At 67.6% G+C, this 17,875-nt stretch carries 20 protein-coding genes and 1 riboswitch; of the genes, 7 read left to right on the top strand and 13 right to left on the bottom strand.

The features are described 5' to 3' along the window. Positions 1 to 137 precede the first annotated feature (137 nt). The gene (locus tag HYG95_RS09400; protein WP_181697594.1) at positions 138 to 1,763 is read left to right on the top strand and encodes a cytosine permease; all 1,626 of its coding nucleotides are present in this window, start codon (positions 138 to 140) and stop codon (positions 1,761 to 1,763) included. Positions 1,764 to 1,821: 58 nt separating this feature from the next. On the opposite strand, the gene HYG95_RS09405 is transcribed toward HYG95_RS09400, so the two are convergent. The 7 genes from HYG95_RS09405 to HYG95_RS09435 all read right to left on the bottom strand — a co-directional run bounded on the left by HYG95_RS09405 (position 1,822) and on the right by HYG95_RS09435 (position 8,993). After that, positions 1,822 to 2,571, bottom strand: a complete 750-nt coding sequence (locus tag HYG95_RS09405; RefSeq protein ID WP_181697595.1) for an SDR family oxidoreductase — start codon at positions 2,569 to 2,571, stop codon at positions 1,822 to 1,824. Positions 2,572 to 2,689: 118 nt separating this feature from the next. Beyond that, positions 2,690 to 3,211 carry a hypothetical protein gene (locus tag HYG95_RS09410; RefSeq protein ID WP_181697596.1) on the bottom strand — a complete coding sequence of 174 codons (522 nt, stop codon included), beginning with the start codon at positions 3,209 to 3,211 and terminating at the stop codon, positions 2,690 to 2,692. Positions 3,212 to 3,561: 350 nt separating this feature from the next. Continuing rightward, the gene (locus HYG95_RS09415; protein ID WP_181697597.1) at positions 3,562 to 3,801 is read right to left on the bottom strand and encodes a hypothetical protein; all 240 of its coding nucleotides are present in this window, start codon (positions 3,799 to 3,801) and stop codon (positions 3,562 to 3,564) included. Further along, on the bottom strand, positions 3,785 to 4,123 hold the full coding sequence (locus HYG95_RS09420; RefSeq protein ID WP_181697598.1) for a hypothetical protein: 339 nt from the start codon (positions 4,121 to 4,123) through the stop codon (positions 3,785 to 3,787). The genes HYG95_RS09415 and HYG95_RS09420 overlap by 17 nt, the downstream gene beginning before the upstream one ends. 455 nt (positions 4,124 to 4,578) lie before the next feature. Continuing rightward, on the bottom strand, positions 4,579 to 5,793 hold the full coding sequence (locus tag HYG95_RS09425; RefSeq protein ID WP_370465735.1) for an MFS transporter: 1,215 nt from the start codon (positions 5,791 to 5,793) through the stop codon (positions 4,579 to 4,581). Between the two features lie 202 nt (positions 5,794 to 5,995). Beyond that, complete coding sequence (locus tag HYG95_RS09430; protein WP_067490842.1) at positions 5,996 to 7,213, bottom strand: NADP-dependent isocitrate dehydrogenase; 1,218 nt, start codon at positions 7,211 to 7,213, stop codon at positions 5,996 to 5,998. A 286-nt stretch (positions 7,214 to 7,499) separates the two neighbouring features. Beyond that, positions 7,500 to 8,993, bottom strand: coding sequence for an MFS transporter (locus HYG95_RS09435; protein ID WP_370465736.1), 1,494 nt, complete (start codon positions 8,991 to 8,993; stop codon positions 7,500 to 7,502). Between the two features lie 134 nt (positions 8,994 to 9,127). Between HYG95_RS09435 and HYG95_RS09440 the strand changes: the two genes are divergently transcribed. The 3 genes from HYG95_RS09440 (at position 9,128) to HYG95_RS09450 (ending at position 12,541) form a co-directional block, all read left to right on the top strand. Further along, complete coding sequence (locus tag HYG95_RS09440; RefSeq protein ID WP_181697599.1) at positions 9,128 to 9,829, top strand: TetR family transcriptional regulator; 702 nt, start codon at positions 9,128 to 9,130, stop codon at positions 9,827 to 9,829. Between the two features lie 65 nt (positions 9,830 to 9,894). Further along, a riboswitch (SAM riboswitch) is annotated at positions 9,895 to 10,005 on the top strand. 77 nt (positions 10,006 to 10,082) lie between these two features. Then, the gene (locus HYG95_RS09445) at positions 10,083 to 11,399 is read left to right on the top strand and encodes a bifunctional o-acetylhomoserine/o-acetylserine sulfhydrylase (protein ID WP_181697600.1); all 1,317 of its coding nucleotides are present in this window, start codon (positions 10,083 to 10,085) and stop codon (positions 11,397 to 11,399) included. Continuing rightward, positions 11,396 to 12,541 carry a homoserine O-acetyltransferase gene (locus tag HYG95_RS09450; protein WP_181697601.1) on the top strand — a complete coding sequence of 382 codons (1,146 nt, stop codon included), beginning with the start codon at positions 11,396 to 11,398 and terminating at the stop codon, positions 12,539 to 12,541. Before HYG95_RS09445 ends, HYG95_RS09450 begins: the two co-directional genes overlap by 4 nt. A 6-nt stretch (positions 12,542 to 12,547) precedes the next feature. On the opposite strand, the gene HYG95_RS09455 is transcribed toward HYG95_RS09450, so the two are convergent. Further along, positions 12,548 to 13,183, bottom strand: a complete 636-nt coding sequence (locus HYG95_RS09455) for a TetR/AcrR family transcriptional regulator (protein WP_181697602.1) — start codon at positions 13,181 to 13,183, stop codon at positions 12,548 to 12,550. A 151-nt stretch (positions 13,184 to 13,334) separates the two neighbouring features. On the opposite strand from HYG95_RS09455, the gene HYG95_RS09460 reads away from it, so the two are divergent. Beyond that, positions 13,335 to 14,294 carry an oxygenase MpaB family protein gene (locus HYG95_RS09460; protein WP_181697603.1) on the top strand — a complete coding sequence of 320 codons (960 nt, stop codon included), beginning with the start codon at positions 13,335 to 13,337 and terminating at the stop codon, positions 14,292 to 14,294. 20 nt (positions 14,295 to 14,314) lie between these two features. On the opposite strand, the gene HYG95_RS09465 is transcribed toward HYG95_RS09460, so the two are convergent. After that, a complete protein-coding gene (locus HYG95_RS09465) occupies positions 14,315 to 14,689 on the bottom strand; it encodes a helix-turn-helix domain-containing protein (protein ID WP_181697604.1) in 375 nt (124 codons plus the stop codon). Between the two features lie 69 nt (positions 14,690 to 14,758). Between HYG95_RS09465 and HYG95_RS09470 the strand changes: the two genes are divergently transcribed. Beyond that, on the top strand, positions 14,759 to 15,406 hold the full coding sequence (locus tag HYG95_RS09470) for a nitroreductase family protein (RefSeq protein ID WP_181697605.1): 648 nt from the start codon (positions 14,759 to 14,761) through the stop codon (positions 15,404 to 15,406). Here HYG95_RS09470 and HYG95_RS09475 read toward each other — a convergent pair. Further along, entirely contained in the window at positions 15,399 to 15,644 is a 246-nt protein-coding gene (locus HYG95_RS09475; RefSeq protein ID WP_084458385.1) for a DUF3017 domain-containing protein, read from the bottom strand. The genes HYG95_RS09470 and HYG95_RS09475 overlap by 8 nt on opposite strands. A gap of 142 nt (positions 15,645 to 15,786) precedes the next feature. Here HYG95_RS09475 and HYG95_RS09480 point away from each other — a divergent pair, with 142 nt between their 5' ends. Further along, a complete protein-coding gene (locus tag HYG95_RS09480; RefSeq protein ID WP_181697606.1) occupies positions 15,787 to 16,251 on the top strand; it encodes a tRNA (cytidine(34)-2'-O)-methyltransferase in 465 nt (154 codons plus the stop codon). Here the strand turns inward: HYG95_RS09480 and HYG95_RS09485 are convergent, their stop codons facing one another. The 3 genes from HYG95_RS09485 to HYG95_RS09495 all read right to left on the bottom strand — a co-directional run. Continuing rightward, positions 16,252 to 16,476 (bottom strand): DUF167 domain-containing protein, encoded by a 225-nt coding sequence (locus HYG95_RS09485; RefSeq protein WP_181697607.1) that lies wholly within the window; start codon positions 16,474 to 16,476, stop codon positions 16,252 to 16,254. Further along, entirely contained in the window at positions 16,436 to 17,356 is a 921-nt protein-coding gene (locus tag HYG95_RS09490) for a DUF4349 domain-containing protein (RefSeq protein ID WP_181697608.1), read from the bottom strand. The genes HYG95_RS09485 and HYG95_RS09490 overlap by 41 nt, the downstream gene beginning before the upstream one ends. 44 nt (positions 17,357 to 17,400) lie before the next feature. After that, the coding region (locus tag HYG95_RS09495; RefSeq protein ID WP_255495110.1) for an OB-fold nucleic acid binding domain-containing protein at positions 17,401 to 17,875 on the bottom strand (475 nt) is incomplete at its 5' end.

Genomic DNA, 17,875 nt, shown 5'->3' on the forward strand with positions numbered 1-17,875 from the left:
GGACGGTTTCGGTGACCCCGGTCACCCTCGCGGTACGTAACAGCGGCGTAACGAATCGGAAAATACCCGTCTACATCCGTGCACGACCGTCGGTGAGTCGCCGAATTCGAGCGGCAGCGGATGAAGGAGAGAGGTAAATGGCCGGAGCAGATACCGCCGCCAAAGAAACACTCGAGGACTACACGCTGCGCTTCGCCCCCCGGAGCTACCGAAAATGGAGCCCGGCGGTCGTCGGTATCTCCGCACTCGGCGGCATCGCGTATCTGGCCGATTTCGCGATCGGCGCCAATATCGGCATCGCGCACGGCACCGGAAACGCCCTGATCGGCATCGGTATCTTCGCCGTCGTGGTGATGCTCACCGGCTTTCCGCTCGCTTATTACGCGGCGCGCTACAACATCGATCTCGACCTGATCACGCGCGGTAGCGGATTCGGTTACTACGGTTCGGTGATCACCAATATCGTGTTCGCCTCGTTCACCTTCATCTTCTTCGCGCTCGAAGGTTCGATCATGGCCCAGGGCCTGTTATTGGGCCTCGGAATTCCCCTGTGGATGGGCTATCTACTCTCCACGATCATCATCTTCCCGCTGGTCATCTACGGGATGAACACCCTGGCCAAACTGCAGGTGTGGACCACTCCCCTGTGGCTGCTACTGATGGTGGCGCCGTTCGGGTTCCTGCTGCTCAACCACCCCGAATCGGTCGGTTCGTTCTTCGCCTACGGCGGTAAGGACGGCCAGGGTGTGAGCGTGTCCGGTGCGCTGCTGGCCGCCGGTGTGTGCCTGTCGCTGATCGCCCAGATCGCCGAGCAGATCGACTACCTGCGCTTCATGCCGCCGCGCACCCCGGAGAACCGGGCCAAGTGGTGGGGCTGGATGCTGCTGGCCGGGCCCGGCTGGGTGCTGTTCGGTGCGGCCAAGCAGGTGGTGGGCCTGTTCCTCGCGGTGTACCTGATCGCGAATCTGCCTGCGGCCCAGTCGATCGCGAACCAGCCGGTGCACCAGTTCCTGGAGATCTACCGCGACATGGTTCCCGGCTGGCTCGCGGTGACGCTCGCGGTGGTGCTCGTGGTCATCAGTCAGGTGAAGATCAATGTCACCAACGCCTACTCCGGCTCGCTGGCCTGGACCAACTCCTACACCCGCGTCACCAAGACCTACCCCGGTCGCCTGGTGTTCCTCGTGGTGAACCTGGTCGTCGCGCTGATCCTGATGGAAGCCGACATGTTCGACTTCCTCAACGGCATCCTCGGCTTCTACGCCAACTGCGGCATCGCCTGGATCGTCACCGTCGCCACCGACATCGCGGTCAACAAGTACCTGCTGAAGATCTCGCCGAAGGTGCCGGAGTTCCGGCGCGGCATGCTCTACGACTTCAACCCCGTGGGCCTGGTCGGTTTCGGGTTGTCGGCGGTGCTGTCGATCATGACCTTCTTCGGCCTGTTCGGTGAGCTGCTGAAGCCGTACTCTCCGCTGGTCGCGGTGCTGGTGTCGTTCATCGCCACCCCGGTCACCGCGCTGGCGACCAAGGGCAAGTACTACCTGCGCCGCTCCGACGACGGCATCAAGACCCCCATGTTCGACGAACACGGCAACCCCTCGGGCGAACTACTCCCCTGCCACGTCACCGGCCTGGAGTTCGAGCGCCCCGACATGATCGCCTCCGCCGTCCCCGGCCCCGAGGGAGAGATCCAGTACATCTCCTCGCTGGCCTTGTCCACCGACAAGCACGGCGTGCACCTGCTGCCGCGTCAGCACTGATTTCAACGCCGAAGGCCGTGTGGGTGAACACCTTTCGCCCACACGGCTTTCGTGGTTCTCACAGGAGTCTGCGCACGACCGACGACGGCAGGATGCGCAGGGCGTAACCGAGGGGCAGCCACGGCCAACTGGGGACATACGCATTGGCGCGACGCTTCTCGATGGCGGCGACCATGGCGCGCACGCCGGTTTCGGTGTCCACCATGAACTTCGGCTCGTGTTTGATGCGGTCGTTCATCTCCGAGCGGATGTAACCCGGGTAGACCACCGATACATCCACGCCCGGAACGGCTTCGGCGCGCAAGCCCTCGGCCAAGGCGGCGACGCCGGCCTTGGTGGCGGCATAGGTGGTGAGGGTCTTGGGCATGCCACGCAGGCCCGAGATCGAGGAGATCATGACCAGGTGACCGCGTCCTTGCGCGCGGAAGATCTTCATCGCGGCCTCGGTCTGGGCCAGTGCGGCAAGGAAATTCACCACCGCTGTCTCGCGGTTGGCCGCGTGCTTGCCGGTGCCCAACGGTGCGCCTTTGCCGAGACCCGCATTCACGATCACCCGATCGATCACGCCGAACTCCTCGGCGAATTCGTCGAAGACGGTGAACACGGCGGAGTCGTCGGTGACGTCGAGCTGTTTCACCGAAACCACCCGGTCAGGGTGTTTCTCGAGGACCTCCGCACGCAGCTCCTCGAGGCGCTCGGTGCGGCGGGCGCACAGGCCGAGGTCGTACCCGAGCGCCGCGAACTGCCTTGCCATCTCCGCGCCGAGGCCCGAGCTGGCGCCGGTGATGAGGACGGTGCCGCGGCTCATGACGGCGCCCCGGTCGAATGTCGCGGTGCTTCGTAGTGCGATTCCATCCACCCACGCTAGCCAGTGTGGGGGCGCGACGCCGACCGGATGGCCACATCGATCCGGTCGGCGGAGGGTCTCAGCCCTTGTTGTACTTGCTGAAGTCGCCGCGCCAGATCAGGTCCTCGGAGGTGACGACGGCCGGCTTCAGCTTGTCGACCGGGACGGCGTAGGCGATCTTGATGGTCTGCTTGGAGCCCGGGGGCAGCTTGCCCTCCAGCCCGTACTGGTACTTCTTGTCCAGCGACATGACGGATTCGGCGGCGGTGCCGTCGTCGCCGTACACCAGGCTCGGGTGCGACCAGTGGTCGAGAGTGGTCTTTCCCGTGTTGTTGAGCTGGAAGGTGAACACCGAAACGGTGCCCTGACGCTCCACCTCGTCGGCCTCCACCTTCAGGATCGACAGCTCGACACCCGATTCGAGCTTGCCGATGTCACCCGGGTTCAGCACGCCGTCGGCATTGGGCGTCGCGGGCGCCTGGGCGGTAGTCGTGGCGGACGTCGACGGGGCGGGCTTGCCACTCGGCAGCTCTTCCTGGCATCCGGCCAGCAGCATTCCCGTAGCCACGATGGTGGCGCACAGCGCAATTCGGTTTCGCACGGACAACCCCTCCTGTTGAAAGACGCGCGGGGTCTCCATGAGATCTTCCCCCCGAGCACAGCGAGTGGATCATATACAGCTCGAACCGTCCCCTCGCCTGCCCGGCACCCAACGACCTGTCCCACCTGCGATTTTCGCGCCGGAGTTGCCGTCACCGACCTCCGATTACGAGCCCACAAAATAGACTGCTCGTTCCGCGGCCCACCCCGGGCGGAGCAACCTCGGCAGCGCCATCCTCGATGACTTCGCCGACCCCTTACGCCAGCTCCAGTGCGGCTCCGCCGCCGTCTGCCCCGCCTGAATTCGCACCTGCCCGGGCGGGCTGGACTCCGCCCGGGCAGATCCGGGATTCAGCCGAAGAGTTCGTCTGCGCTGGTTGCTGTGACGGCCTGCAACAGCCAGGCTTCCAGCTGATCGAGATCGGTGCATGCGGCAAGCAGCTCGCGCTGCTGCGCCGACAACTCCAGCCGCCGCGCGGTAAGCACCGTCAGCACGTTCTGCGCAGCTTGGATAATCCGCCCTTGCGCACGTCCCTCAGCCCGGTACTCATCGGCTTCTTCGAACGGGCACACCTCAGCTGAAAAGTTCATCGGTGCGCGTTGCGGTGGCAGCCTCGGTCAACCAAGCGTCGAGCTGTTCCAAATCCGTGCACGCGGCGAGCTGGGCGCGTTGCGCCGCTGAAAGCTCGAGTCCTCGGGCAGTCAGCACGGTGAGCACAGCGTGCGCACGTTCGCTTGCCACGTACTTGGTGGCGATGCGGCCGCGGTACTCGGGAGTGCTTTTCATGAGGTCCTCCAGGCGTCGGCTTGCCGCGAGGGTCAACGCGTCGTCGACCAGATCAAGATACATTTTCGCATGTTCGTCGTCGGTTTTCATCAGGCCGGCGAGGAAGGCGGCGAGGACCTCCTCCATATGCGGCCCCGCACCGTGGGCGATAGCCGACAATGTCGCGCGCTCGGGACGGCGTCGGGCTTGCCCACTTCGCCACCTTCCTGTTCGGCGTCACCACCAGCAGCACCACGGGGCAGCACAATCTGGACCGCAATGTGGTCAGGTAGACCGGCCACTTCCAGCGCCGAACATCGTCGGCCGCCAATTGGACCTCGACACAGACCCCGAGCACCGGCAGATCGCGATCGTTGTGCGTACTGAGTGCGAGGTCCCCACGGAACTCCTTCGGCCCGATATCGGTGAAGTCGCACGACTCTGCCCGCATTCGGGACAAGCCGGGTAGCGGGATGCCGAACTCCTCTGCCAGCAACGTCGGCGCCAGCAGAGCGTCGGTGCGGAACAGATCAAGCAAACCCTCGTGGAGGTAGCTCGGCATGCGGAGCACCGTATGCCGCAAGGTATTCCCGCGGAATCGGTTACGGCGTGTTGGGGGTGGAGCGGCGTGCCAGGAGGACGGTGACCGTGAAGAGGGCGACGCCTGCGACGGCGAGGACGGCGCCGACCAGGGCGGGGGCGGTGTAGCCGAGGCCTGCGGCGATGACGAGGCCGCCGAGCCAGGCGCCTGCGGCGTTGGCGATGTTGAGGGCCGCGTGGTTGAGGGCGGCGGCGAGGGTTTGGGCGTCGGCGGCGACGTCCATGAGGCGGGTTTGCAGGCCGGGGGCCAGGGCCGCGCCGGAGGCGCCGACGAGGAAGGCGCCGATGGCGGCGGTGATCGGGTTGTGGGCGGCGAGGACGAAGCCGGCCAGGATCACCACCATCGCGATCATCGCCGCGAAGATCGAGCGGTCGACGCCGCGGTCGGCGAGGATGCCGCCGATGACATTGCCGGCGATCATGCCGAGGCCGAACAGCGCGAGCACGATCGGCACGGCACCGATCGGCATGCCGGCGACATCGGTCATGGTGGTGGCGATGTAGGTGTACACGGCGAACATGCCGCCGAAGCCGATCGCGCCGACGGCCAGGGTGAGCAGCACCTGCGGGCGGCGCAGGGCACCGAGTTCGGTCATCGGGTTGGTGATCTTCATGTCGCTCAGGGCGGGCAGGTAGCGCCACAGCGCGGCCACGGTCGCAATGCCGATGAAGGCGACGACGACGTAGGCGTCGCGCCAGCCGAAGTGCTGTCCGAGCCAGGTCGCACCGGGGACACCGACCACATTCGCCACGCTGAGCCCGAGCATCACCGCCGCCACCGCTTTGGCCCGCTGCCCGACAGGCGCGAGCGTCGCGGCGGCGAGGGAGGCCACACCGAAGTACGCACCGTGCGGCAGACCGGACACGAACCGGGCCACCACCAGCGTCCCGAAGGTCGGCGCGAGCACCGTCGCCGCGTTGCCGAGGGTGAACGCGGCCATCAGCACGATGAGCAGTTTCTTGCGCGGCACCCGCGCGCACAGCGCCGCGATCAACGGCGCGCCCACCACGACGCCGAGCGCATACGCCGACACCGCGTGCCCGGCCGACGGCTCGGAGATGCCGAAGGCCGCGGCGATATCGGGCAGCAGGCCCATGGTCACGAACTCGGTGGTCCCGATGCCGAACCCTCCCAGCGCCAACGCCAGCATCGCCGGGACATGCCAGCTGGTGCGTGGCGCGTCGAGGCGTTCGGAGGTCGCGAGGGAAGAAGTCACGCTTCTATGCAACGGGCCCGAGCATCCCACCGCATCCCGAGACCGCCGTGAGTTATCCCACCTGCGACGGCTTCGGTCGACGACAGCACCGGATCGAACCCGCGAAAGCGTTCATCAAGCCCGCTGAAACAGAAACGCTCGCATCAGGCGTTCGATGCGAGCGTTTCACAGCTGCGGGTTCGCGACGCGAACCCGCACGAGTTCACTTCAGTGCGCGAGCCAGGTTGGCGTCCAGCGCGCCGAGGAATTCCTCGGTGCTCAGGTAGCCCTGATCGCCGCCGACGAGCAGTGCCAGGTCCTTGGTCATCTGCCCCCCTTCGACGGTCTTGATGACGACGTCCTCGAGCGCCTGCGCGAAGCCGATCACCTCGGGGGTGTTGTCCAGCTTGCCGCGGTGCTCGAGACCACGGGTCCAGGCGAAGATCGACGCGATCGGGTTGGTCGAGGTCGGCTTGCCCTGCTGGTGCTGGCGGTAGTGCCGGGTGACCGTGCCGTGCGCGGCCTCGGCCTCGCAGGTCTTGCCGTCCGGGGTGAGCAGCACCGAGGTCATCAGGCCGAGCGAACCGAAGCCCTGGGCCACGGTGTCGGACTGCACGTCGCCGTCGTAGTTCTTGCAGGCCCAGACGTAGCCGCCCTCCCATTTCATGGAGGAGGCGACCATGTCGTCGATGAGGCGGTGCTCGTAGGTGAGGCCCGCGGCGTCGAACTCGGCCTTGAACTCGGCGTCGAAGACTTCCTGGAAGGTGTCCTTGAACATGCCGTCGTAGGCCTTGAGGATGGTGTTCTTCGTGGAGAGGTACACCGGGTAGTTCTGCTGCAGGCCGTAGTTGAACGAGGCCCGCGCGAAGTCCTCGATGGACTTCTTGAAGTTGTACATACCCATGACGACGCCGCCGTCCTCGGGCATCTTCACGACCTCGTGCACGATCGGCTCGCTGCCGTCCTCCGGGGTGAAGGTCAGCGTGACGGTGCCCGCCTCGTAGACCTTGAAGTCGGTGGCGCGGTACTGGTCGCCGAACGCGTGGCGGCCGATGATGATCGGCTTGGTCCAGCCGGGCACCAGGCGCGGCACGTTGGAGATGATGATCGGCGCGCGGAAGATGGTGCCACCCAGAATGTTTCGGATGGTGCCGTTGGGCGAGCGCCACATCTTCTTGAGACCGAATTCCTTCACCCGCGCTTCGTCGGGGGTGATGGTGGCGCACTTCACGCCGACGCCGTGCTGCTTGATGGCGTTCGCCGCGTCGATGGTGACCTGGTCGTCTGTCTTGTCGCGGTACTCGATACCGAGGTCGTAGTACTCGAGATTCACGTCGAGATAGGGATGGATCAGCTTGTCCTTGATGAACTGCCAGATGATCCGGGTCATCTCGTCGCCGTCGAGTTCTACGACGGTGCCTTCAACCTTGATCTTGGACATGGATCTTCGTGTCCTCCTCGGTGGGTGCCCTCATTGCACGGCCGGGCGAACACGCTTGTGAGCGGACCCCAGCAGTTCCAACAGACAACGTATATGCCCCGCGTTGTCTGCGGGACGTGTAGGTGCAAACATGACGAGCGTACTGCTGCCCGGGACCTCACCGCGACGGGAGGTCCCGCTGTGCGGCACACCTCGAAACTACTCCGCGCACCCGCACCCCATCCGCCTTCGATCGGTTACCGGGCGGTAACCCCGGCGAGGGCCTCGCGGACCTGCCCCTCCCTGGTCAGACGACGATCGGCGCGGCCGTCGCGCGCTCGTCGCCTTCGATCAGATTCTCCGGCTTGTCCCTGATCATCAGGGCGATCACGACGGCGGCGGCGAGGAAGAAGCCCGCCCCGACGTAGAAGGCGACGTCGTAGCTGTAGATGGACGCGCGTTCGACGAGATGGTCGACGGTGGGGTGCTCGGCGACGTAGTGCTCGGCGGCCTGCACCGACAGCGTGGTGAGCAGTGCGGTGCCCACCGCGCCGCCGACCTGCTGGGCGGCATTGAGCAGGGCGCTGGCGACACCGGAATCCTCGGCGCGCACCTGGTGCAGCGCGACGGCCTGCATGCCGACGAACAGCGGGCCCATACCGAAGGCCATCACCACCTGGGCGGGGAGCACGCTCAGCACGTAACCGTCGCCGTAGCTCAGCTGCGCCAGCCACACCAGCCCGACCACGCCGAGCAGGGCGCCGACCACCATCACCGGGCGCGGGCCGAACTTGGGCAGCAGCGAACTGGTGATGCCCGCCGCGATGCCGATGCCGATCGGGAACGGCAGGAACGCGATGCCCGCCTCGAGCGGCGAATAGCCGAGGGTGTTCTGGTAGTAGAAGCTGAGGAACAGGAACATGGCGAACATCGCGATGGGGATCAGCAGCGCGGTGAGCAAAGCGCCGCCGCGGTTGATCTCCCCGGGAATGCGAAGGGGCAGCAGCGGATTCGTCGATCGTGCCTCGATGACGACGAAGGCCAGGAGCAACGCGGAACCTGCACCGAGCAGTCCGAGCGTGCTCGGCGCCAGCCAGCCGTGCTCGGCGGCCCGGCTGAATCCGTAGACGATCGCGACCAGGCCGAGAGTCACGGTGACGGCGCCGGGCAGGTCGTAGCCGCCGGTGCGTGGTGCGGGGATGTCGCGGGCGATCACGGCGAGCGCGCCGGCCACCGCGACGAGGGCGATCGGGGTGTTGATCAGCAACGTCCACCGCCAGGACGCGAACTCGGTGAGCGCGCCGCCGACGATCAGCCCGAACGCCACCCCACCGGCGGTGATCCCGGCGAATACCGCGAACGCGCGGGCCCGCTCGCGCACATCGGTGAAGATCACCGACAGCAGCGAAAGCGCCGCGGGCGCGAGCAGGGCGGCGAACGCACCCTGGAGTCCGCGGCCGAGGAACAACTGCACGGTGTTTTGCGCCAGGCCCGCCAGCGCCGAGGCGACGGCGAAACCGACGAGGCCGACCAGGAAGATGCGGCGGCGGCCCAGGTAGTCGGCCATCCGCCCGCCGAGCAGCAGCAGCCCGCCGAAGATCAGCGTGTAGGCGGTGATGGCCCATTGTTTGTCGCCGTCGGTGATGGCGAGGTCGCGCTGGGCGTACGGCAGCGCGATGGTGATGACGGTGGCATCGAGCACCACCATCAGCTGCGCGGCGGAGAGCACGACGAGCGCCCACCATCTCATCGAATTCGCCGGGGCTGCAGCATCTTCGGGTTTCAGTTCGGTGCCGGTCACCTGGGCTCCTCATCGCTCGGCATGCGTCGGCCAATCCTGGCACCGTGCGACAATTGGCGTCAAGAGCAATTTGTCGGAACGCGCCACTTGGCAGGTTGCGACAGGTGGTCGCGCTGAGACGCTAAGCTGGCGAAATGCTCGACTCGACCACTCCGACCGCCTCCGACCGGCCGGCTCCGCCGAGCCTGCGCGAGCGCAAGAAGGCGCAGACCAGGGCCGCGATCGTCGCGATCGGACTCGACCTGTGCGATACACAGGGCTTCGACGCGACAACCGTCGAGCAGATCGCCGCTGGGGCCGACGTATCCCCCCGCACCGTCAACCGGTACTTCGCGCTCAAAGAGGACATCGTGCTCGCCCCGATCGACGACTTCGGCCACGCCGTCGCCGTCGCGCTGCGCAGTCAGCCCGATACCGGCAACGAACTGCGAGCGCTGTGCGGCGCCTACCTCCAGGTTGTCGAGTCCGAGGCCGATGCCGACGGTCTGCGGTTCCTGCACCAGTTCCTGCAGACGCAGCGGATCATGCGGGCCAGCCAGGCAGTCAACGCGCGGGCCCTGGAATACGCGGAGAAGAAGAACGTGGCGGTGTGCGAGGAGCTGGCCCGCCGGATGGGGACCACACCCGACGACTTTCTGGTGAAACTGGTCGCGGGCACGTGGCAGACGCTGTGCCACCTCGCGGTCGCCGACACCGAGCACGTACTGCCCACCTCGCCGGAGGCGGCGGTGCGGGTCACCCGCGACGCGATCCTGCGCGCCTATCACGGGTTGCGGCAGGTCTGCGGCGCACCGGCCGACGACACGCCAGGCTTCGCCGCACCGGCGGCACGGTGATGTGAGGCAGGAAACGCGGGGGAAGTTTCCCCACCGGCGCGATGTCCGGTTAACATGTCGTCCAAGGTCATGAGTACCAGCGCGAAGCCCCGGCTCGCTGGTCGGCAACCCTCCAGCTGCGGTGGGGTGCTCCGGGTGATGACCGGGCTCCCGAAGGTCGGGAGCAAGCGCGCATTTCAGGAGGACCCCATGTGTTGTTGTCAGTCGATCCGCCCCAGCTGAACCCTGACGCACAACCCCTGGAGCATTGACCATGACCGACGCCGCCCTGCCCGAGAACTGGTCGTTCGAGACCAAGCAGATCCACGCGGGCCAGGCCCCCGACGCGACCACCAACGCGCGGGCACTGCCGATCTACCAGACCACCTCCTACACCTTCCGCGACACCGAACACGCCGCCGCGCTGTTCGGGCTCGCCGAACCGGGCAACATCTACACCCGGATCATGAACCCCACCCAGGACGCGGTGGAGCAGCGGGTCGCCGCCCTCGAAGGCGGCGTCGCGGCGCTGCTGGTGGCCTCGGGCCAGGCGGCCGAGACCTACGCCATCCTGAATCTGGCGGGCGCCGGTGACCACATCGTGTCCAGCCCGCACCTCTACGGCGGCACCTACAACCTCTTCCACTACTCGCTGCCCAAGCTCGGCATCGAGGTGTCGTTCGTCGAGGACCCCGACGACCTCGCGCAGTGGCAGGCCGCGATCCGCCCCAACACCAAGGCGTTCTACGGCGAGACCATCGCCAACCCGAGCAGCGCGGTGTTCGACATCCCCGGTATCGCCGGTGTCGCCCACGAGAACGGGCTGCCGCTGATCGTCGACAACACCGTCGCCACGCCGTACCTGATCCAGCCGCTCGCCCACGGCGCCGACATCGTGGTGCACTCGGCCACGAAGTACCTCGGTGGTCACGGCGCCGCGGTGGCGGGCGTGATCGTCGACGGCGGCACCTTCGACTGGACCGTGCAGGACGCCGAGGGCAACGCCCGGTTCCCCGGCTTCACCGAGCCCGATCCGAGCTACCACGGTGCGGTGTTCGCCGATCTCGGCGCACCGGCGTTCGCGCTCAAGGCCCGCGTGCAGTTGCTGCGCGACCTCGGTGCGGCGGTGTCGCCGTTCAACGCCTTCCTCATCGCCCAGGGCATCGAGACGCTGAGCCTGCGGGTGGAACGGCACGTGAGCAACGCGGTCGAGGTGGCGAAGTTCGTCGCCGCGCAGCCCGGTGTCGACGCGGTGCACTACGCGGGACTCGAGTCCTCGCCCTGGCACGAGCGGGCCAAGCAGTTGGCGCCCAAGGGTGCGGGCGCGATCGTGTCGTTCGAGCTGGCAGGCGGTGTCGACGCGGGCAAGAAGTTCGTGGACGCGCTCAGCCTGCACAGCCATGTGGCTAACATCGGTGATGTGCGTTCTCTCGTGATCCACCCGGCGTCGACCACGCACTCGCAGTTGACACCGGAGGAGCAACTGGCCGCCGGAGTCACTCCCGGCCTGGTCCGGCTCGCGGTGGGTATCGAGGGAATCGACGACATCCTGGCCGATCTGCGGGCCGGTTTCGCGGCGGCGACGACGTGACTGTGAGCACCGAATCGCCGATCACCCGTCCCGGCACCGGGGTGGCCCTGCTGCCACCACCGGACGGGCGACTCGGCGTGGTCGCCATCGGGGACGTGACGCTGGAGAACGGCGCGGTCGTCCCCGATGTGCGGCTGGCGGTGCAACGGTGGGGTGAGCTGTCCCCCACGCTCGACAATGTGGTGCTCGTCGAACACGCGCTCACCGGCGACTCGCATGTCGTCGGTGGGCCCGACGGGGCGCCCGGCTGGTGGGAGGGCATGGTCGGGCCCGGCGCGCCGATCGACACCGACGAGTGGTGTGTGATCGCCACCAATGTGCTCGGTGGCTGTAAGGGCAGCACGGGCCCGTCGTCTCTCGCGCCCGACGGAAAGCCTTGGGGCGCACGGTTTCCCTGGGTGACCATCCGCGATCAGGTGACCGCCGAGGCACAGTTGCTCGACCTGCTCGGCATCGAGCGGCTCGGTGCCGTCGTCGGCGGGTCGATGGGTGGCATGCGAGTGCTCGAGTGGATCATCGGACATCCGGAGCGGGTGTCGGCGGCGCTGGTGCTGGCCGTCGGCGCACGCGCCACCGCCGATCAGATCGGCACCCAGACCACCCAGATGGCCATCATCACCGCCGATCCGGACTGGCAGGACGGCAACTATCACGGCACCGGGCGCGCGCCGATGACGGGCATGGGCCTGGCCCGGCGCATCGCCCACCTCACCTACCGCACCGAGGGCGAGCTCGAGCATCGCTTCGCCAATCGCGCCCAGGGCGACGAGGACCCGTGGGCTGGCGGCCGGTACGCGGTGCAGAGCTACCTCGAGCACCAGGCCGACAAGCTCGGCCAGCGTTTCGACCCGGCCACCTATGTGCTGCTCAGCGAGGCCATGAACCGGCACGACGTGGGCCGCGGCCGCGGTGGTGTGGCCGCCGCGCTCGCGTCCACCCCGGTTCCGTGCGTGGTCGGCGGCGTCGACTCGGATCGCCTGTACCCCTTGCATACTCAGGCCGAGCTGGCCGAAGGTCTGCCCGGCTGTGCGGGTTTGGAGATCGTGCACTCCCGCGACGGCCACGACGGCTTCCTCACCGAGGCGGCGGCGGTGTCCAAACTGCTCACCGAAACGATGCGATTGGCCCGCGAAAACCGCTGAGCGCGCTCAGGACGCGGTGAGCAACGCGACGATCGACCGCACGTAGGCCTGCAGGCGTTCGCGCGGGTACTCCTGCGGCGAGCTCACCGCCAGCCTGCCGAGCATCTCGGCGACGGTGAGTGTGGAGTTCGCCAGCAGTTCGGCGTCCATGTCCGACCAGCGCGGCGACAGCGAGATCCCCACGCGGACAAGTGCTTGCGCCCGATCGAGGATGTCGGCGCGGGAATCGCGCAGCGCGGCACGGTATTCGGCGGGCGCACTGGCCGGGGTGGCGAGGATCAGGCGCCAGCGGGTCGGATTCGCCAGTGCCACATCGACGAACGCCTCGACCGTCGCCGAGGCGGCCGCCACCGGATCGACACCGAGCAGATCCCGCGGCAGGGTGTCGGCGATCTGCTCGAGCCCACGTTCCCGTTCCCGCTCGAGCAGGGCCTCGACGAGTTCGGCACGGGTCTTGAACACCGTGTACAGCACCGGTTTTCCGACACCGGCCGCTTGGGCGACGGCTTCCATGCTCAGTTCGTGCAGTTCCATCCGGCCGAGCACGGTGAACGCGGCGTCGAGCAGTTGCGCGCGGCGTTGTTCCGGCGGCAGACGCGGGGCATAGCGGCGGCGCGGTCGTTGATCGCGCGTGGCGGTCATCGGTCCTCACCTGCCTTTCCGTCCGGACGACGATACCTCGCGTGCCGCGCACAGAAATCCTACGCAACCGTTGTATTCGATACGAGCGATTGCTACGGTGGCGTTGTATTCATTGCGAGGTTCGCCTCAGCTGTGCAAAGGAGCACGTGCCATGGCCTTCGATCCGACCACCCTGCGCCGCGACGACTACGGATTCTTCGGGCCGGACTCCCCCAGCTGGAAAGTCTGGGCGGCACCGACCGCCCTCATCGGTTTCCAGCGCGCGGTCACCCTCGAACACTTCGACCCGTTCCTGACCGCCGCCGTGGCCGACTCCCACGGCATCTACGACAATCCGGCCACTCGCCTCGACCACACCCTTGCGTACTTCCTGCTGGTCGCGGTCGGTGACGGGCGGACCGCCGTCCAGGCCGCCGAGCACCTGATGCGGGTGCACGCACCGATGACGGGCATCGAACCGGTGAGCGGCAAGCGCTACAGCGCCAACAGCCCCGACTCCCAGCTGTGGATCCACATCACCGGCTGGCATTCGGTACTCAAGGCCTACGAGATGTACGGGCCGGGACCGCTGAGCCCCGACGAGGAGGACCGCTACTGGGCCGAGTGCGCGGTCGCCGCCGAGCTGCAGACCTGCAAGCCTGCCGACGTGCCACGCAACCGGGACGAGGTCCGCGCCTATTTCGACCGGGTGCGGCCGCGACTGTGTGTCACCGAGCGGGCCGTCGAGGGCATGCACTACCTGCTGTGGACGCCCCCGAGCAAGGGCTGGCACTTCGCGATCGGCAGCCGGCTGCTCTCGCTGGCGAGCATCCCGAGCCTGCCGCAGTGGATGCGGACACTCGGCCGGTTCGCCGTTCCGCCGGTAATCGACCCGCTGGTGCGGATTCCGGCGAAGGCGATCGCCTGGACCGCCGCGCGGCGCGACAACTGGGCCATGATCAAGGCCGCGCCGTATATCGCGCCGATGTCGGGGAAGATCCTGGCCGCGCACGCCGCGTCCGCGCCGCCGCGCACACCGACGACGATCACGCCGCAGCGAGCCGGAGAGGTCTACGGCAGCAAGGGCGGCACGAGCCTGTGGGCGGAGTCGCTCGTCAGCGAAAACGCCTGAGCAACAGGGTGATTCGTTGACTACGCCGTGCGGCGCCTGGCGTCCTCGATGCGATTGATGTTCGTCTCGATCCATTCGCGCAGGGCCGTGATCGGTTCGCGCAGGCTGCGGCCGAGATCGGTGAGGGCGTACTCGACGCGCGGCGGCACCGTCGGATACACGGTGCGTTCGACGAACCCGTCCGCCTCCAGCTGCCGCAGGGTCTGGGTGAGCATCTTCTGGGAGATGCCGTCGATGCGGCGGCGCAGATCGGTGTAGCGCAGGGTGCCTTCGGCGAGCGCGTCGACGATCAGCACGGTCCATTTCCCCGCGATGGTGTCGAGCACTTCGCGCGTCGGGCATTTCGCCGAGTACACGTCGGCCGGTAGTCCGCTGAGTTCGTGAATGGTGGCCACCCGATCGAGCTTAACGCACTTTCAGGTGCCTACTTCCCTATCGGGTGTAACTCTCCGATAGTTAGAAACATGATCACGCAGACACTTTCGGTCACCGACGCCATCCGCACCCGCCGCACCGTTCGCCACTACCGGCCCGATCCGATCCCAGCCGGCATCCTCGACGAGCTGCTCGACCTGGTCGTGGAGGCGCCGAGCGCATGGAACATGCAGGACCGCTCCATCGTCCTGGTACGCAGCGAACAGGGCCGACGAGCCCTGTCGGAGGCGGCATTCGGGCAGCCGCAACCGTTGGAGGCGCCCGCGGTGCTGGTTTTCGTCGCCGACCCGAACGCTTGGCGCGGTGCCCGGACCGATATCGCGGAGCGGGCCGCCGCCAATGGAGCGTGGAACGAGGAATTCCGGGCGATGTTCGACGGGCGCGCGGAGTACCACTCGCTGAGCGAGCGAGGGTTGCTGCGCGAGAACGCGGTGAAGAACGCGATGATCGCGGCCACCTACGTCATGCTCGCCGCGACCGGACTCGGCCTTTCATCGGCACCGATGAACGGGTGGGACGAGGAGGCGGTGAAACGGGCCGTCGGCATCGACCCGGAGTCGGACCTGGCGATCGCCGTGCTGGTAACGGTCGGATACGGCGCCGGGACCCCGCCGCATCCCGGGCGCAGGCCCCGCCCGCAGACGGTGTTCGCGGAGCGCTACCCGGTGCTCAGCTGACGCCGAGGGTGTTGATGGTGGCCGCGAGGAAGACGATGGCGCTGCCGAGGGCGGTGAGCCAGGCGACGTCGAAGGGCTTGCTGCGAACCGCGAGCAGGCCGACCTGCACGGTCGGCAGGCACAGCCGGAACGCGGCGGCCACCAGCGCCGCGCTGCCGAAGATGAGGGCGCCGCGTCGCCAGCGGTCCCAGGCGACGAAGGCGACCGCGATCACGATCAGCACGCTCACCACGGTCATCGGCAGGTGGCTGCGCAGGTACTGCTGCCACGCGCTCAGCCGCACGACGCGATGCTTGCCGGTGGTCTGCGCCTCGTTCACGTTGCCGATTGTCGCAGTGCGGCGCGCTGTCCGCACACAGGGGCCCGCTACCCTGCTGCGGGTGTTCAATGTGATGTTCCATCAGCCGGTGATCCCGCCGAACACCGGCAATGCCATCCGGTTGGTCGCGGGCACCGGATGCACCCTGCATCTGATCGAGCCCCTCGGTTTCGACCTGTCGGAATCGAAACTGCGCCGCGCGGGGCTGGACTACCACGATCTGGCCTCGGTCACCGTGCACCCCGACCTCGAAACGGCCTGGGCCGCGATCGGACCGCAACGGGTCTTCGCGTTCACCACCCAGGCCACCACCCGCTACACCGACATCGCCTACCAGCCCGGCGACATCCTGCTGTTCGGCACGGAGCCGACGGGCCTGCCGCCGGAGGTGCTCGCCGATCCGCACATCACCGACCAGGTGCGTGTCCCGATGCTGCCCGGCCGTCGCTCGATGAACCTGTCGAACACCGCCGCCGTCGCCGTGTACGAGGCGTGGCGACAGCACGGGTTCCCGGACGCGGTCTGATCAGTCGATCTCGAAGCGTTTGAAGCGGGAGGTGGCGCCCGCGGTGAGGTGGACGGTGGACTTGGGGACGCCGAAATGGTCGGCGAGCAGTTCGATGGCGGCCTTGTTGGCCTTGCCCTCGGTCGCGGGGGCGCGGACGTAGAGCGTGAGGGTGCCGTCGGCGGCGGTTTCGACCAGCGGGCCTTTACGGCTGTTCGGTTTGATCGTCGCCCGCACTATGGGCACCGGCGGTCTCCTTCGCGGTGTGGGATCGCGGTTTCCGGCGGACAACGCGCACGGCCGCGTAGAGGACCGCGCCGAGCAGGGCGAACAGACCCAACCACGGCACCGCCTTGCCCGCGAAGACGACCGCGTCGCCCAGCCAGTCGACCAGCGAGTTCCAGCCGGAGACGATGCCGTCCCAGAACGAGTCCGGCTCGCCCGGCGCCTGCTTCTTCTCGGCGGTGAGGGTGATCGTGAGGGTCGACAGGGCCACCTGGTCGTCGAGGCTGCGTTTCTGGGCGGTGAGGCTGTCGAGTTCGCCCTGCCTGCTCGACAGCGCCTCCTCGGCGGCGATCAGGTCGGCGGTGTTGTTCGCGCCCGCGATCAGCGCTTTGAGCCGGTCGACGGAGGCGCGCAGGGCGTTGATGCGGGCGTCGAGGTCCTGCCACTGCATGGTGACGTCGTCGCGGTTGGTGCTGATCTCGGTGACCGTGCCCGCGTCGCCGAGGTCGGTGATGAAGGCGTCGGTCTTGTCGGCGGGCACGCGCACGCTCAGCACGGCGCGCGCGACTCGCTTGTCGGTGCCGGGCTGTTCGGTGCGGCTGTCGACGCGCCCGTTCAGCGCCGCCACCCGGTCGACGACGGTGCCCGCGGCGGCGATCGGATCGTCGGCGGTGATGTCGACCGAGCCGGTGATCACCTCTTTACGGGTCGACGAATCCGACGGTGCGGGACTCTCTTTCGACGGTGCGCCCTCCCGGAAGCCGGGTGCGACCGCGGGGGCCGGGGCGGACGCGTCGAGGGCACCCGGGCTCGAACTTCGATCGTCGGCTTCGTCGCCTCCGCACCCGACCAGGAACACCAGTCCGAGCAACGCGATCATCACCACGGCAAGCTTGCGCATGGTCGCAGCGTAATGCGTTGTGGGCGCCGAACGGGGGCGAGTGCTCAGCGGAAGTCGCGGGACCGGGCGACGATGCGCAGGTCGAGGTGTTCCAGATGGTCGGCGACCAGGCTCGCCACCCCCTCGGCGTTCTGGATGCGGCCACGGATGAGCAGGGCGGTCGCGCTCTGGGCCAGGCGCCGGTAGCGGGTCCACAGCCCGACCGAGCAGACGACATTGATCATGCCGGTCTCGTCCTCGAGGTTCAGGAAGGTGACACCGGCGGCGGTGGCCGGACGCTGCCGGTGGGTGACCGCGCCCGCGACGAGGATGCGCGAACCGTCCTCGACGAGCAGCAGATCGGCGGCGGGCACCACACCGAGCGAATTCAGATGGGCGCGAAGGAATTCGGTGGGATAGGTACCGGGCGAGATACCGGTCGCCCACACGTCGGCGGCGGCCAGCTCGAGTGCGCTCATGCCGGGCAGCGACGGCGCCTGCGTCACCGCCCCGGTGCCCGGCAGCAGATCGGACCGTTCC

Source organism: Nocardia sp. GTS18 (assembly GCF_013839555.1).
In the GTDB taxonomy this organism is placed as follows: domain Bacteria; phylum Actinomycetota; class Actinomycetes; order Mycobacteriales; family Mycobacteriaceae; genus Nocardia; species Nocardia rosealba.

Coding starts and splice junctions, on each gene's coding strand:
- HYG95_RS09400 (WP_181697594.1), top strand. CDS start 138: ATGGCCGGAGCAGATACCGCCGCCAAAGAAACACTCGAGGACTACACG.
- HYG95_RS09405 (WP_181697595.1), bottom strand. CDS start 2,571: ATGAGCCGCGGCACCGTCCTCATCACCGGCGCCAGCTCGGGCCTCGGC.
- HYG95_RS09415 (WP_181697597.1), bottom strand. CDS start 3,801: ATGAACTTTTCAGCTGAGGTGTGCCCGTTCGAAGAAGCCGATGAGTAC.
- HYG95_RS09420 (WP_181697598.1), bottom strand. CDS start 4,123: ATGGAGGAGGTCCTCGCCGCCTTCCTCGCCGGCCTGATGAAAACCGAC.
- HYG95_RS09430 (WP_067490842.1), bottom strand. CDS start 7,213: ATGTCCAAGATCAAGGTTGAAGGCACCGTCGTAGAACTCGACGGCGAC.
- HYG95_RS09440 (WP_181697599.1), top strand. CDS start 9,128: ATGCTCGACTCGACCACTCCGACCGCCTCCGACCGGCCGGCTCCGCCG.
- HYG95_RS09445 (WP_181697600.1), top strand. CDS start 10,083: ATGACCGACGCCGCCCTGCCCGAGAACTGGTCGTTCGAGACCAAGCAG.
- HYG95_RS09455 (WP_181697602.1), bottom strand. CDS start 13,183: ATGACCGCCACGCGCGATCAACGACCGCGCCGCCGCTATGCCCCGCGT.
- HYG95_RS09460 (WP_181697603.1), top strand. CDS start 13,335: ATGGCCTTCGATCCGACCACCCTGCGCCGCGACGACTACGGATTCTTC.
- HYG95_RS09470 (WP_181697605.1), top strand. CDS start 14,759: ATGATCACGCAGACACTTTCGGTCACCGACGCCATCCGCACCCGCCGC.
- HYG95_RS09475 (WP_084458385.1), bottom strand. CDS start 15,644: ATGACCGTGGTGAGCGTGCTGATCGTGATCGCGGTCGCCTTCGTCGCC.
- HYG95_RS09490 (WP_181697608.1), bottom strand. CDS start 17,356: ATGCGCAAGCTTGCCGTGGTGATGATCGCGTTGCTCGGACTGGTGTTC.